Here is a 14608-nt window from a genome sequence, read left to right as displayed (position 1 = left end):
CACATCATTACTTTTTCTTGAAGGACATTTTAAAATTATACATATTTAATATACTATTTAAATAGTATATTAAATATGTATAATTTTAAAATGTCCTTCAAGAAAAAGTAATGATGTGTTTTCTTCTATTTATCATTTGCCAAAATACAAAAGACATACAATATAATTTAATATTATGTTGTATGCCTTTTATATAATAGTTTGTAATTCTAAATGGGATCATCTCTTTTTATGCTTAATAACATGTATTCTTATCTAGCAGTAAACAAGATATTATTTTATTTTGAAAATATCATTTTAAGAGATATTAAAAGCATTAATATACCAAAGCTTTTTTTTAATACACCTAAAGGAAGATTTTGTGCTAGTTTCGCTCCAAACACCGACCCAATTACTAAAAAAATTACTATTAGAATACCAGCCTGAACATTAACCTGACCTTTTTTATAATATTCAATAAAAGCAAATATACCAACAGGTAGCAACAATATTGCTAAGGAAGTTCCCTGGGCTTTTAGCTGGCTAAATCTGCATAAAAACATTAATGCAGGTACAATTACAATTCCTCCACCTATACCAAACATTCCACTTAATATTCCTGCGACAATTCCTATCAAAACAAACAATATAGTACTTGTCATCATATTCCTCCCACATATTAAATCTCTGTTTTTTTATTCTTAGATAAAATTAAGTATGCCATCCAGATTACTATTCCAAATAAACTTACTAGCTGAGCAATTCTGAAAGAACCAAACATTAAACTATCTGTCCTTAGTCCTTCTATAAAAAATCTTCCAATAGAATATAAACCTACATAAGTAAAAAATACAATTCCAACTTTTTTAGTCTTTCTTAAAATAATCATTAGTATTATAAACACAGTAAAATCCCATATAGATTCATATAAAAAAGTAGGATGATAATAAATTCCGTCTATATGCATACCTTGTTGTATGAAGTGTGGAAATTTTTTTATAAAATTATAAGATACAGGACCTCCATGGGCTTCTGAATTAAAAAAATTTCCCCATCTTCCAATTGCTTGAGCAATAATAATTGTAGGCGCAGTAACATCTGCCATTTTAAAAAAGCTCATCTTCTTACGCCTTGCAATTATAAATGCAGAAACTAACGCAAATAGAATTCCACCATGAATTGCAAGTCCGCCACCTCTAATATTGAATATATCCAATAAATTATTTCTATAGTTATTAAAATCAAAAGCAACATAATATAGTCTTGCACCTATAATACCGATTGGTAGAGAAATAAGCACTATATCTAAAAGAGAGTCAAAATTTACATCTCTATATTTACAGGTATATTGTAATAATGTTATAGCTATCGCCATTCCCGTTGCTATAAATATTCCATACCACCTTATACTAAATCCAAACACATAAAATGCTACTGGGTTCATACCATCACTCCTAATACTATTTTTAAATAAAGTATATATATAATTACCCCATTTAGCAAGTAATTATATATTAAAAATGGTTTCCACTACTGATCTTCTCATTGTTGAAGTGATGTTTTCAATTTATATGACATGCTGATTAAAATAGTTATTACTGCTGCAGAATAGAAACCTATTCTAAAATCATGAACTTGAAGGCTCATAACAAAAAGTATCAATATAACAACAATTGTTCCATATGCACCTAATCTTCCATATATAAGTGGCGAAGTATAGGTCTCATTACTACTTCGCTTTTTCAACCAAATAATATAAACTATTAAGTTAATTATCCAGTTAAAAAACGAAAAATATGAACAAGCTGAAAGAAGATAACTAAACAGTGTAGTATTTAAGAAATATGATAGCATTACAACTAAAAGCGTGATTATTCCAGTCAAAATCCAAGCGTTTAAATAAAAATCTTTTTTTGTTTTTTTATCAAAAATTAAAGGAGCCTCTCTCGCTTCAGATAATGAAATAAGCATTTTATTGCACTTGTAATAGCTACCAATCATAACTGAAGTGGTTGCAACAAGTATTATTGCATTAATAACTTCTGAAGCCCAGTTCATATTCATAGCGTTAAGTGATTGAATTAAAGGAGAAGAATTTGTATTTATAAAATTCCAGTTTACGGTTAAGACAATTATAAGCATTATTAAGGTATATAGAGAAACAACTCCCACAGTTACGATTACCGTAGCTTTCGGTATTGATACACTGGGCTTTCTTACATCAGATGTAGCCATGGCTATAGTGCTTATTCCTGAATAAGTGAAAACTACAATTAACATCGAATTTATAAGTCCTGAGATGTTATTTGGAAAAAAGTTTTTTAAACTAGCAAAAGGGAAAGGCTTTACTTGAATACCATTGGAGAATAAAAATGTTATACCGATTACTAAAAATGCTACCAATACTAATATATTTATTACTGCCATACCAGACTCTAGATAGCTAAAATACTTCATTTGAAGCATGTTTATTAAAATAACTAATGAAACCATACAAAATGCAAGTAAGGCCACAGATAAGTTTGGAAACCAGTATTTTAAAAACACTGCTGCTGCAATTGCTTCTGAAGCTGTACCAAGAACTCCTGATATGTAAATTGTCCAACCTAATAAGTATCCTGCAAACTTACCTAAAAACTGCTCCGTATATACACGATAGGAACCAGTAACAGGTCGATTTATACTTATACTAGTCATTGCACCCAGCACCTGTGACATTATAATTCCTCCAAGAAAAAATGCCAAGACTATTGATGGCCCTGCTTCTTTTATAGCTATACCTGAGCCAAGAAAGAAGCCTGAACCGATTATTCCTCCTATTCCTATTCCTGCAAGGCTATAAGCATTAAGTTGCTTGTTTGATTTATTATAGCTATTTATGTTTTCTAATTTACTATCCTTCATAAAATTCACCCACTTTATTTTTATAAAGATAGTATACCCATATTTAAAAAATATAAGTTCGTTAAAAGGATATTGAACTAAATCGCTAAAGACGGTGGCAGACGAGTACTAATTACTTTAATTTTGTTTTTTCTTAAATAAAATAGAAAGAAGTATCCTATTTGATGATATGCTCCCCTTAAAGTGAACTGCACCCCTTTTATTGGACAAAGTATTATAATTGTTTATAGAAGAGGTGATTTTTTTGAAAGTAAAATACACACTTGAAAAGCGTTTAGAAATACTTGATGAATGGAAGAAAGCTAATAATGGCTCACACAATGCTCTAGCAAGAAAATATGATGTCGCACCCCAAACAAATACGAGGATGGGAAAAAATTCAAGAGTTACATGGCGACGGTGCACTTGTACCTCGTAATGGAAAACGGAATAAATATACAGGTGACTTTCGAATAAAGGTTGCAGAAGAATTAATAAATAGTGGTCTTTCAAAACATGAGGTATGTTCTAAATACAATCTTAATGAATCTTTAGTTCTTAGATGGAAAACACTCTATATTGAAAATGGCAAAGAATTTTAAAGCAGACAAACCTTATCAGAAATGGGTAACGGATATCAGTGAAATTTCATTTTGTGGGCAAAAAACATACTTATCAGTAATTCTGGATTTATATAATCGTGAAATTATTAGTTATGATCTTAATGACCATGCAAATATGATGCAAATTAATCATACATTGGAAGAGGCTTTTAGAAATATCCCCGATAACATGAAGCTTATTTTGCATTCGGATCAGGGATGGCAATATCAACAAAAATCATATCGAAATAAATTAATAGCAAAAGGAATTCAACAAAGTATGTCACGTAAAGCAACCTGTCATGATAATGCAGTAGTAGAAAACTTTTTTAGTATTTTAAAAACTGAGCTATTGTATATAAGAGAATTTACATCAATGGAAGAAATAAAGATGGAATTAATTCAATATATCAAATACTATAACAATGATCGAATCAAACAAAGTTTGAATTGGTTAAGTCCAATTAATTATAGAAAAACAGTAGCGTAAAATAACGACCAGAAGTTATATTAAACTACTGGTCACATACATGAAATATATTTGTTCAACTTTTGGGGTTCAATTCAAAGTGACAGATTAAATAATAAAAATCTGTTACTGGAAAGGAGAGCATTTTTATGTCTAGAAGAACTAAATACACAGCAGACTATATATATCTATTTGCCTATATAAATTTTGGTCTTCAGTGCGTACCTATTTTCATGCTATCATCTCACTTAAATAGTAATTAAATAGTACTGAAAACGTTAAATGATAGTCGATTGATACTTTGTTTTTGGGGTAGCGCCAACATTTCCGACCAAACCCACTTTAAGACATAAAATGGATATAGAACGTGACTTTTGCCTACGTTAAACAAATAATATTTAAAAATAAGTACCATAAAGGATATATTAGAGTTGTTTTGATACTTTGTTTTTGGTAATAGTTTTGGAACTGAAAATCACGTATAAAGTGACTATTTCTAAGGCTTATATTTAAGTACCGAAAACGAAGACTTATGGAACTATATTCCTTAAAGTGGGTTTTGTCGGTTCCGTTGGCTCCACCCCTAATAGAAGAAATCTTTCATAAAGAAAAATTTACGTTTATAAAATATAAAGATGATGAATTGGTGCTTGCTGTATCACATTTACATGAGTTTGCCAAATATAAATCTATAACTTTAGATGAAGTTTTAAAAGGGAAGCTAATATTAAGAGAAAAGGGCTCAGAGACTAGATAGATTTTTGAAATTAAACTTTTAGAAATCGGCTATGATTTGAAGGATTTTAAACCTTATATGGAATTAGGTAGCATAACGGCTATAAAGTCTCTTCTAGAAGCAAATTTAGGATATTCTATAATATCAAAAGAAACAATAAAAAAAGAAGTAGTATCAGGTATAATACAAATAATATCTATTAAAGGACTTAAGATTTTTAGAGAATTTAATTTTGTATATCTAAAAGAAAGTGATGAAGAGTTTTTTAAGGCTTTTATTAGTTTCCGCTTTAAATAAATATCTTATTTATTGGCATTTGGAAATAACAACTAACCTAATGAGCACAAAAAACTCTAATATATAAAATATAATAGAGTTGATACTCCTACCCCCTATACCTAATATATATATAATGTTTTTTATTTAATCATTTTATTCTTCTTTAGCCGAGAATATATATAGCATAAACAATTGTCTACTAGATATATATTTCCTTTGAACTGTTGAAACTCAAATGGTAAGTCACATATATTTATATATTCAATTTTGTTTGTGCCTTTTAAAGTCTCTATCTTTAAATTGTATTCAGTACCTAATATATATTTCAATGCACTACGTGGTCCTGCATGCATGAACACTTTTTCAGGCATTAAATTTAAATAAATACCCATTGCCAAAGCTTTATCATACTGTGATAATTCGTCGAAGTTTTTAATTTCAGCCATATTTAAAAAATAAATAATTTCATCAAAACACTTGCAGCTATTTATTTTATTTTCATTAGCTTTTATATATAATGCAGCTGATTTTAACGCATTTTTTAGACGAAATGATTCTATGATCCACATGTGGTCAGGGCAAAAAACTACAGCATAATCCACATAATCCGAATAATTAAGTTCTTTACTTTTTGTTTCATAGAGTTTTACATAATTAATATCTTCTTGCATTTTAATATTAATATAATCATCAACCATATTTTCAAGTGATGCGTTCATAAATGTTTCTCCCTTCTAATATCATTATTGTACAATTATATTTATCTTCTTTGAAAGATAGAACCAAGGTCAAGTGTTCCTAATGTTTGTACACTTACACCCGATCCTCGGTTCTTGTTTTTCTACCATGACAATCTTACAAAGTGATTGTCAATTGCTCTCATCCCAGAACAATGTCTTATAGCTGGTTTTGCACTCCTTAAAGGTCTAAAACCATAACTATTATCTGAAAATTTCTTTTCATATATTGGTATTAGAACTTGTGCAATCGCTTGTTGAACAATTCTATCTACTACAGTAGGTATACCAAGTAGTCTAATTCCCCCATCAGGTTTGGGTATTTCTACCCTTCTTACTACTTGAGGTCTATATCTATTTTCCAGTAATGATTGCCTTAGTTCTTGTCCATGCTCTTTCAGGTGTTGTAGAAGTCCATCTACTGACTTCACTTATCTTTCTTTATGAAGTTGTCTGCTTTTATCATATTTCTTCGTATCTTTCAAATCTTAAGCTAACGGTTGGCACTATCAGCCTCCGTACCGGACTTTCACCGACGAGTAAACGCCCATGCCGGGCACACTAAAAAAGCGCTTTTAACAAAGCACTCATTTACGAACAAAGTTTTAATTAACTATTTATCTAAAGATTTAATATATGTTTTCATCTTATCAATATTCATACCACCTATGTTTTTAGAAATGATATTTCCATCTACATCGATAAAATATGAAGTAGGGATTGAAGCTATATTATACTTGGATGCAACACTTTGATCAGAATCTAAAAGTATTTTGAAATTATATTTTTTACTATCAATAAAAGATTTAACAGTACTTAAAGGTTCTCCTATTTCTACAGCCACAATAACTAAGTCGGAATTTTTTGTTTCCTGATATAGTCTTTCAATTTCAGACATTTCTGCTTTGCATGGGGGACACCAAGTTGCCCAAAAATTAAGAAATACATTTTTACCTTTTAAGTCACTTAAAGATAATTCTTTACCATCTAAATCCTTTAATTTGAAGTCAATAGCCTTGGTCTTAATGACATTAGGATTTATTTGAGTGGGCTTTGTAGACGCATTTTGTTTTGTATTGTTTTTACCTTTATTTGAAGAATTATAAGTATTTACAGTGATAATTGAAACACCTATAAGGACTACAGCTATAAGTACTATTAGTGATTTTTTCATATAGTTTTTCTCCTTTAATTAAAAATTAATAAAATTCATGTATTGGCTTAATATTGCTAATTTATTTGTGAATATCATAACTCCAATTATTATCATTAAAACACCACTTATGGTTGAAATCACAGGCAAATATTTTGAGAATTTCTTAAATTGTTCCGTAAAACTTCCTATGGCCATAGCAGTTAAAATAAATGGAACTGCAAGCCCAAGGGAATACATTACTAGAAGCAAAACTCCTTTACCTATAGAATTCATACTTGCAGCATAGATAAGTATTGAGGATAATATAGGACCAATGCAAGGGGTCCAACCTGCTGCAAAGGCCATTCCCATTAGAACTCCGCTAAATGGACCCTTAACTTTATCAAACAATAAAAATCTTTTTTCTCGATAGAACAATTTTATCTTAAATACTCCTATAGTATGTAAACCAAAGACAACAATAAGAGTTCCTCCAATTTCTCTAAACAAATCTTTATGGGTAATTAGCAACTTACCAAGGGAAGTTATAGATAGTCCCATTAGAATAAAAATAATAGAAAAACCTAATACAAATCCAAAGGACTTATATAAAGTAAGAAATTTAGATCCGTCATCCTTCAATTCTTCTATTGAAGAACCAGTTAGATAGCTTACATATGCAGGAACCAGCGGAAGTACACATGGGGACAAAAATGATAGAAAACCTGCAGAGAAGGCCAACAATATTGATATATCCTTCAAAAGTGAATCACCTCCAATTTCATTCTATATTATTGATTATGTTTAAGTAAACCCAAATATGAAACTATTAATAAATTCAAGAATAGCAAGTAGGAGCCACTAAGTTTTTTAAAACAAAAAACTGGGTGGCTCTAATGGAAAATCTATTCCCTTTATGCTTTCATTAATTTATCAATTGTAGCCTGGTCAAAGCCTACAATAATCTTACCATTAATATCTATAACCGGAACACCTCTTTGCCCCGATTTTTTTATCATTTCCATAGCAGCTTCTCTGTTTTTTGATACATCAACATCTTCAAATGCAAAATTTTTAGATCTCAGATAATCCTTTGTAATAGTACACCATGGACATGTGGGTGTTGAATATACTTTTATTGACATAAAATTGCCTCCTAGAAAATCAATTTTTAGGTAAGTATTTGATACCCCCTATAGGTATAGTATATGTAATACATCCTAAAAATGCAACAATTATCTAAAAAGTAATTATTATATTGACTTAATTAAATAATATATAAGATATTTTAGTAATTAATGAATATATTTTGTAAAGGAAGGTGATTTTATGTATGATGTGATTATTATTGGAAAAGGTCCAGCAGGTATTTCAGCTTCACTTTATACCTCAAGAGCTAATTTGAAGACACTTGTAATTGCTAAAGCTGAAATAAATAGTTGTGAATTCTTACTACAAGAAAGAAAAACTCAAGTGGTAACCCTTGGCGTAGATATGTTAGAAGAAGAGGCTATCTCTATTAAAAAGAGTGATTTTTTTGAAGTGATTACTGCAAATAATAAATTTATAGCTAAATCATTGCTCATAGCAACTGGTCAGACTAATAAAAAGTTGAAGGTTGATAGATTAAGTGATTTTGAAGGTAAAGGGGTAAGTCATTGTACTTCTTGCGATGGGTTTTTCTATGATGGCTTAAAGGTTGGGGTGCTTGGATTTAAGGATTATGCAATTTATGAGGCTTTAGAACTTAAGGCCTATACAGAGGATATTACTATATTCACTAATGGGAGAGAGCTTGAACTTACGGATAATTTTAAGAGATATGAGCAAAGCTTTAAAATAAACTATAAAGGTATAAAGAGACTAGAGGGCAATGATTTTCTTGAGAAAATTATTTTTAATGATGATAAAACTGAAGCCGTAGATGGAATTTTTATAGCCTATGAAAGTGCAGCAACTGTTGATTTTGCTAACAAATTAGGTTTAGTTACTAATGGAGAATCTATTTCTGTTGATACAAACCAACAAACAAATGTTAAGGGAGTATATGCTGCAGGAGGTTGTACTGGCGATCTTATGCAGATTAATAATGCTGTGGCGCAAGGTGCTATGGCAGGCAAAAGTGTAATTGAATATTTAAGAAATATAAGTGAAAAATAAAGCTCCGATTTGGAGCTTTATTTTTTTATCTATTCTACGAATTTTAGAAACCTTTTAACAGTAGTTAAAAATTCATCTAGAACATCTTCACTACTATTATCTGTTGAATTAATAGAATTTAATATACAGTTTTTAGAATATCTTTCTAATAACAAAATGCCAACCTTATTTGTAGCAGCACGAACTGCAGAGATTTGTGTTAGTACATCTCCACATTGTCTTTCTGACTCTATCATTCTTTGAATTCCCTTTACCTGGCCTTCAATTTTATTTAAGCGCCTAAGGATGTCTTTTTTAGTATCTTCACCATTTTTTTCAATATCTATTTTAACACCTCCGATACCCTATATGGGTATTGTTAAATTATATATATATTTCGTATATCCGTCAATATTGATAGAATAAGAATATAATGTAACGTATATACACTATCTGGTTTTGCTTTGAAAAATCAAATGTTAAAAGGAGTAAAAAATATGAATAAATTGAATTCTATTGATGCTTTATAAAAGAAAATAAATTTGTCATGGTATATTTTTCATCGAATGGTTGCAATGTCTGCGAGAATATTTCACCTAGGGTTGAAGAAATACTTAAAAAACATACTAATATTGTGCTTGGAGAAGTAGAAGTTCAAAATGTACTAAGAAGACATGTTGTACAATATATCCTGTAAATACAATATCTGATATAGCTATTAAAAATAATAAGTCTTAATTATTGTAATGATATAAATGATACATATTTAAATTTGTAGGTGAATATGGTTTAAATAACAATATAGAAAGTATAGTAGTATATTTTATGATTTCTAAATAGTGGAGGACAGTATGAATATTAAATATGAAGTGAAGGTTGAAAAAAAATTTGGAGAGGCAGTTGAAAGCCTAAAGAAGAGTTTATCTGTAAATAAGTTTGGAGTATTATGGGAACTTGATTTTAAGGATAAACTAAAAGAAAAGGGATTAGAGTTTGATACTAATTTTAAGATTTTAGAAGTATGTAATCCAGTTAAGGCAAAAGAGGTATTAAGCAAAAATATTGAAGCAGGATATTTCTTACCTTGTAAAATGGTAGTTTATGAAAAAAAAGGTTCTGTTTATATTGGAATGATTAAACCTACAGAGCTTATAAAAATGGTGGGTGATAAAGAACTTACATCTATAGCGAAGGATATTGAGAAAGTGCTTAAGAAATCTATTGATGATGCAGTATAAAATTTAAGGTTAAGTCTGAGATGAAAGAGAATTTGTTACTCTTGGAATTATTACGAGGTAAGATTATTGTAAACGATAGGGAGTTTTTAAAGAAAACCGCTGGAGTGTGACTTTGTCACTGAACTTTTTCTTATAAATGGGTATGCTATATATTTAGTAAAAATTTATTTATGAGGAGTTTAAATTATGTAATGAAAAAAATATAACTCAATCTTTAAACTCTAGAAAAAGAAAATTTAACTTCAGAATTTTACAAAACGGGTTTTGAAGAATTAATGCAGGATTTATCGGCTGTTTGTGACTGTGCTATAGTTTCTATAACACAGTCATTATTATGAACATAAGGTTTTTAAATAACTATTTTTTAAGATTTCCATTAAAGCCAGATAATCCATGATTCATATGATATATTGGGCCAAATTTGTTTTTTAATAATACATTAACTGCTTTAGGACTTCTACCACCTGATGCACAGTGCACTAACATTGGCTTACCACGAAATTTTTCTAACTCATTTATTCTAGAAGCAATTTCAGAGACAGGCATTAATTTAGAGCCATTTATATGTCCTGATTGGAACTCACCCTTACTTCTTACATCAATAATAATAAGGTCTTTGTTTTCTTTTATAATCTTAGTAGCTTCATCTCTAGAAACATTTTTTACATTTTTATTAAACTTAATCATTATTTTAGGATAAAGCATGTATCCTAGTACAAGAACAGTTATTATGGTTAATAAATTATTCATATTTTAACTCCTTTTAATTTTATATTTTAATATTTATCTGGAACTATATATTTTTTGGTTTCTAAAGAATTATTAGTTAACTTATACCCCGTATGGGTATATAATAACATTAATATCTAATAAATGCAATATGTAAATATATGAATTATTTATGTGCTAATTTTCTAATATTTAATAGGGAGATGCATCACAATGACATTAGAACAACTTTTAAGTCATGAAGAATCCAGTATTGAAAACATGGAAAAATACTTCGCTACAGTGGGACTAACCCATGTAAAAAAGAAAGATCTAGACATGATAATAGAAAAGTTTGGGCTTGTAATTTTTAAACTATATTGTTTTTCGGAAGTGTATAAAATCGTGCTAGAAAATGAAACCTCTCGTTCAATGCATCGATGGACTTATATTATTGGGACTATGACTATTTTATATACCATAATGACCTTTATAATGCTTATTAAGTAAGGAGGAGACATCAAATGCGAATAGTAAACTTCTTTGAAAATCATTCCAGCAATAAAGATTTCAAAAATATTTATATCCCTTTTATATGGCATGGCTTTTTCCTTGCACTAACTATGTCAATGATAGAAATGAATACGGTGCTCCCATCCTTGATTTCTAATCTAACCAGCAATACAGTTGCCTTTGGTGGCATATACTCAATTATGCTAGGAGCTCCTTTAGTTTTCAATATAATTTTCAGTGGTTTTCTTCAGCGTTTTCCATTAAAAAGAAAATTTCTAATACTAGGGATATATATGAGAAGTGTAAGTTTTCTTGGCATGGCTGCTGTTACTCTTCTATTTGCAAGAAACAATCCCACAGTTGCCTTAGTGAGTTTATATTTTTTGATTTTTCTTTTTTCCATAAGTGGAGGCTTTGCATCAATTGCTTATTCAGATATTATTGGTAAGCTTCTCCCTTCAGAGAAACGAGGAGGGCTTTATGCAGCAAAACAATTCTTTAGTGGAATTGCGGCATTACTTGGAGGATTTTTTATTGTTTGGGTCTTCAAACCAGGAAATTTAAAGTTTCCCATGAATTATGCAATTGGTTTTACAATAGGAGCCATTGGTTTAATGATTGGAGGTATGGGCTTTTTCGGGCTCAAAGAACCAGTTTCAAGAATAAAAAAAGAAAATCTGGTTATTAAAAGTAATTTCGTAAAGAACATAGTTGCAATACTCAAAGGTGATAGACCCTTCTTGAAATTTATATTGATTGAAAATATAACTAGCTTCAGCTTAATGATTATGCCATTTTATATGGTATTCATAAAGAATTCTTTTTCAAACTATATGGATTATCTAGGCGTATTTGTGATTGCACAAGTGGGTGGTAGTATAACCTCTAATTTTCTTTGGGCTTTTGTTTCCAGAAAATACGGTTCAAAGTCTGTAGTAAAGCTTTGTATTTTTATGGGTGCTATGATTCCTGTAGTAGCCTTGATTATTAAACCACTAGGGCCTATATGGTATATCATTGTGTTTTTACTCCTAGGCTTTATAACCAGTGGTAGAAATATTGGGTTTGAACCATATCTTCTTGATATTGCACCAAATGAAAAACGAACCATATATCTTGGTATTAGGGGAAGTTTGAATATACTGGTGGTGTTGCTCCCACTAGCAGGTGGAATATTTATAAATATTTTTGGATACTATTTAACCTTTGGATTAGTTTCTTTAGTTATGTTTGTTGTATTCTTATCAATGAAAAAATGAATAGAGGGTACAATGGCAACGGTGCGCTTGTACCGTAATGGGAAACGGAATAAATATACAGGTGACTTTCGCATAAAGGTTGCAGAAGAATTAATAAATAGTGGTCTTTCAAAACATGAGGTATGTTCTAAATATAATTTTAATGAATCTTTAGTTCTTATTAGTACACTTTTATTATCTATAACCCTCCTAAGCTTTGATTGTTTTCTAAAAATAGACGTACTTTCCCTCTCCCCTAAATAAGCATTTTATGATATTCTAATGTTTTCTCCTGGCGGAGAATTAATTTTGCGATTTAACATTTCTTTTGTTATCATTTCGCCCTTGCCACAGCAAGAGCCAATATTTATATCTATTCCTGTCTGCTTTTATAAATATGGATAAAAACTATTTTAATGGATATACTTTCAAATAAATATTATTTGGGAGATGAATCTATATGCCAGAAGTTGAAATATTAAAAATACTAAATTTAATTTGGGGGGCAAGCATTATATTATTATGTTTACTTATATTTGTTATAGAAGGGGTAATAACATATCATTTAAAATCTAGAAAAGTAGAGTTAGATAATTTGCATAAAGAAAATATATAAAAGCTTATCGAACAAATAACATCTGTTCGATAAGCTTTTATTTTAAATGTTTTTGTAATATTCAGATTATTATAATTTTTCTATTTTCATCCATAATAGAAAGTTCGTATTACAGTGCAAATACGAACTTTAGCTATATTACTGGATCCTATCATACCACAAAAAAACATACGAACTTTTTGTTTATCTAATACGAACTTTAATATATAATAGGAATATATATTAAAAGTGAGGTAATAAATTATGCCTAATAAAAAAACAGTAGCGTTAACTACGAATCAATATGAAAACATAATTAAAACTATAAAAGAAGGATTTACAGTAAATGGTAAGAAATTTAGAATTAATAATAGAGTGGCAACAATTTTAGTTCTAGAAGCTAATCTAGGATTAAGGATTGGAGATGTTTTATCGTTAACACTAAATAGTATAATTAATGATGGATATAGATATAGATTAAATATTATCGAGGATAAAACTGATAAGCAAAGAACATTTACAGTTCCAACAGATATTTATAATTATATTAAAATGTACTGCCTTGAGAATAATATAAGATCCAATGCTAAGATATTTGATTTAAGTGATAGAGCAATACAAAAGCAACTCAAATTAGTTTGTGACTACTTAGGATTTAAGAATATTAGCACTCATAGTTTTAGAAAATATTTTGCAACTCAAATTTATATTAATAATAATTATAATATAGCATTGGTCAGACAACTACTCCAACACTCCAATACATCAATCACACAGAAGTATATTGGTATTAGTACGCAAGAGATAGAAAATGCCCTTAATAATCACATAAAATTATTGTAGAAAGTAAAATATAAAGCATAAAACAATATATAATCAAAAAAACATTATCATATAAGCGTTAGTGAGTTTAACATAATTCCTATTGTGTTAAACTCATATTTATAAATAAAAAAAGAGAAACAAAATTTAATTTACGTCTCTCCCCTTTTATATGAGATCCAATTACATTTCTCAAAATGTAATTGGATCTCATGAATCTTTGCAATTTTATTAATGGTGGTAATACGTGTAAGAATTTGTTTTGAAAGAAACAAATCGATAAATTGAATATTAAACAAATAATATAATAATGGGTTATTTCAGTTTTATGTTTTTTAACAATGTCTGTTATGACAATGTCATAACAGACATTGTATCAGTTTAAAACTACTTATCAATATATATCTTATTTAATACCCCTTGAGTAATAGCAAGAGATTCATCTAATAATGGTTTATATATTAATTTTATAAGATTAAAATGCTTTATCCCTTCATCTGTAATTCTATAATTTCTGCGAGTCTTTTTATCAGGA

21 protein-coding genes and 1 pseudogene are annotated in these 14608 nt (G+C 29.2%); 12 read left to right on the top strand and 10 right to left on the bottom strand.

The features are described 5' to 3' along the window. Nucleotides 1–278: 278 nt before the first annotated feature. The 3 genes from VIM70_RS11660 to VIM70_RS11650 all read right to left on the bottom strand — a co-directional run bounded on the left by VIM70_RS11660 (nucleotide 279) and on the right by VIM70_RS11650 (nucleotide 2883). Entirely contained in the window at nucleotides 279–641 is a 363-nt protein-coding gene (locus tag VIM70_RS11660; RefSeq protein ID WP_331945932.1) for a sulfite exporter TauE/SafE family protein, read from the bottom strand. Nucleotides 642–658: 17 nt separating this feature from the next. Further along, nucleotides 659–1438: a prolipoprotein diacylglyceryl transferase gene (lgt, locus tag VIM70_RS11655; protein WP_331945935.1), complete on the bottom strand. Its 780-nt coding sequence runs from the start codon at nucleotides 1436–1438 to the stop codon at nucleotides 659–661. 83 nt (nucleotides 1439–1521) lie between these two features. After that, the gene (locus VIM70_RS11650; protein WP_331945931.1) at nucleotides 1522–2883 is read right to left on the bottom strand and encodes an amino acid permease; all 1362 of its coding nucleotides are present in this window, start codon (nucleotides 2881–2883) and stop codon (nucleotides 1522–1524) included. Between the two features lie 338 nt (nucleotides 2884–3221). Between VIM70_RS11650 and VIM70_RS11645 the strand changes: the two genes are divergently transcribed. The 4 genes from VIM70_RS11645 to VIM70_RS11630 all read left to right on the top strand — a co-directional run bounded on the left by VIM70_RS11645 (nucleotide 3222) and on the right by VIM70_RS11630 (nucleotide 4966). Then, a complete protein-coding gene (locus VIM70_RS11645; protein WP_331945930.1) occupies nucleotides 3222–3464 on the top strand; it encodes a transposase in 243 nt (80 codons plus the stop codon). After that, the gene (locus VIM70_RS11640) at nucleotides 3448–3954 is read left to right on the top strand and encodes an IS3 family transposase (protein ID WP_331945934.1); all 507 of its coding nucleotides are present in this window, start codon (nucleotides 3448–3450) and stop codon (nucleotides 3952–3954) included. The genes VIM70_RS11645 and VIM70_RS11640 overlap by 17 nt, the downstream gene beginning before the upstream one ends. 538 nt (nucleotides 3955–4492) lie before the next feature. After that, entirely contained in the window at nucleotides 4493–4690 is a 198-nt protein-coding gene (locus VIM70_RS11635; protein ID WP_331945929.1) for a hypothetical protein, read from the top strand. Between the two features lie 57 nt (nucleotides 4691–4747). After that, nucleotides 4748–4966 (top strand): hypothetical protein, encoded by a 219-nt coding sequence (locus VIM70_RS11630; RefSeq protein WP_331945928.1) that lies wholly within the window; start codon nucleotides 4748–4750, stop codon nucleotides 4964–4966. A 122-nt stretch (nucleotides 4967–5088) separates the two neighbouring features. Here VIM70_RS11630 and VIM70_RS11625 read toward each other — a convergent pair whose 3' ends face one another. The 5 genes and pseudogenes from VIM70_RS11625 to VIM70_RS11605 form a co-directional block, all read right to left on the bottom strand. Continuing rightward, nucleotides 5089–5667 (bottom strand): hypothetical protein, encoded by a 579-nt coding sequence (locus VIM70_RS11625; protein ID WP_331945927.1) that lies wholly within the window; start codon nucleotides 5665–5667, stop codon nucleotides 5089–5091. A 176-nt stretch (nucleotides 5668–5843) separates the two neighbouring features. Then, nucleotides 5844–6110: pseudogene (locus VIM70_RS11620) on the bottom strand (reverse transcriptase domain-containing protein); the annotation flags it as partial. Between the two features lie 188 nt (nucleotides 6111–6298). Next, complete coding sequence (locus tag VIM70_RS11615; RefSeq protein WP_331945925.1) at nucleotides 6299–6859, bottom strand: TlpA disulfide reductase family protein; 561 nt, start codon at nucleotides 6857–6859, stop codon at nucleotides 6299–6301. Between the two features lie 18 nt (nucleotides 6860–6877). Then, the gene (locus VIM70_RS11610; RefSeq protein ID WP_331945924.1) at nucleotides 6878–7582 is read right to left on the bottom strand and encodes a cytochrome c biogenesis protein CcdA; all 705 of its coding nucleotides are present in this window, start codon (nucleotides 7580–7582) and stop codon (nucleotides 6878–6880) included. Nucleotides 7583–7734: 152 nt separating this feature from the next. Next, a complete protein-coding gene (locus VIM70_RS11605) occupies nucleotides 7735–7965 on the bottom strand; it encodes a glutaredoxin family protein (protein WP_331945923.1) in 231 nt (76 codons plus the stop codon). A gap of 184 nt (nucleotides 7966–8149) precedes the next feature. Between VIM70_RS11605 and VIM70_RS11600 the strand changes: the two genes are divergently transcribed. Continuing rightward, nucleotides 8150–8980, top strand: a complete 831-nt coding sequence (locus tag VIM70_RS11600) for an NAD(P)/FAD-dependent oxidoreductase (protein ID WP_331945922.1) — start codon at nucleotides 8150–8152, stop codon at nucleotides 8978–8980. 29 nt (nucleotides 8981–9009) lie between these two features. Here the strand turns inward: VIM70_RS11600 and VIM70_RS11595 are convergent, their stop codons facing one another. Continuing rightward, nucleotides 9010–9267, bottom strand: coding sequence for a metal-sensitive transcriptional regulator (locus tag VIM70_RS11595; protein WP_331945933.1), 258 nt, complete (start codon nucleotides 9265–9267; stop codon nucleotides 9010–9012). 218 nt (nucleotides 9268–9485) lie between these two features. Between VIM70_RS11595 and VIM70_RS23435 the strand changes: the two genes are divergently transcribed. Together VIM70_RS23435 and VIM70_RS11590 are read left to right on the top strand one after the other, a co-directional pair. Beyond that, nucleotides 9486–9656: a thioredoxin family protein gene (locus VIM70_RS23435; protein ID WP_414648709.1), complete on the top strand. Its 171-nt coding sequence runs from the start codon at nucleotides 9486–9488 to the stop codon at nucleotides 9654–9656. Nucleotides 9657–9810: 154 nt separating this feature from the next. Then, entirely contained in the window at nucleotides 9811–10197 is a 387-nt protein-coding gene (locus tag VIM70_RS11590; RefSeq protein ID WP_331945921.1) for a DUF302 domain-containing protein, read from the top strand. A 357-nt stretch (nucleotides 10198–10554) separates the two neighbouring features. Here VIM70_RS11590 and VIM70_RS11585 read toward each other — a convergent pair whose 3' ends face one another. Beyond that, a complete protein-coding gene (locus VIM70_RS11585; protein WP_331945920.1) occupies nucleotides 10555–10947 on the bottom strand; it encodes a rhodanese-like domain-containing protein in 393 nt (130 codons plus the stop codon). 192 nt (nucleotides 10948–11139) lie between these two features. Here VIM70_RS11585 and VIM70_RS11580 point away from each other — a divergent pair, with 192 nt between their 5' ends. From VIM70_RS11580 to VIM70_RS11560, 5 genes are all read left to right on the top strand, one after another. Next, nucleotides 11140–11415 (top strand): hypothetical protein, encoded by a 276-nt coding sequence (locus tag VIM70_RS11580; RefSeq protein ID WP_331945919.1) that lies wholly within the window; start codon nucleotides 11140–11142, stop codon nucleotides 11413–11415. A 14-nt stretch (nucleotides 11416–11429) separates the two neighbouring features. Continuing rightward, complete coding sequence (locus VIM70_RS11575) at nucleotides 11430–12677, top strand: MFS transporter (RefSeq protein WP_331945918.1); 1248 nt, start codon at nucleotides 11430–11432, stop codon at nucleotides 12675–12677. A 12-nt stretch (nucleotides 12678–12689) separates the two neighbouring features. After that, complete coding sequence (locus VIM70_RS11570) at nucleotides 12690–12920, top strand: transposase (protein WP_331945917.1); 231 nt, start codon at nucleotides 12690–12692, stop codon at nucleotides 12918–12920. A gap of 196 nt (nucleotides 12921–13116) precedes the next feature. After that, on the top strand, nucleotides 13117–13272 hold the full coding sequence (locus tag VIM70_RS11565) for a hypothetical protein (RefSeq protein WP_331945916.1): 156 nt from the start codon (nucleotides 13117–13119) through the stop codon (nucleotides 13270–13272). A 243-nt stretch (nucleotides 13273–13515) separates the two neighbouring features. Next, nucleotides 13516–14094: a tyrosine-type recombinase/integrase gene (locus VIM70_RS11560; protein WP_331945915.1), complete on the top strand. Its 579-nt coding sequence runs from the start codon at nucleotides 13516–13518 to the stop codon at nucleotides 14092–14094. Nucleotides 14095–14608: the final 514 nt, after the last annotated feature.

Origin of the sequence: Clostridium sp., assembly GCF_036569345.1 — a bacterium.
Lineage (GTDB): Bacteria > Bacillota > Clostridia > Clostridiales > Clostridiaceae > Clostridium_AD.
Note: the sequence above shows the minus strand (reverse complement) of the source record. Positions and strands in the feature narration are given on the sequence as shown.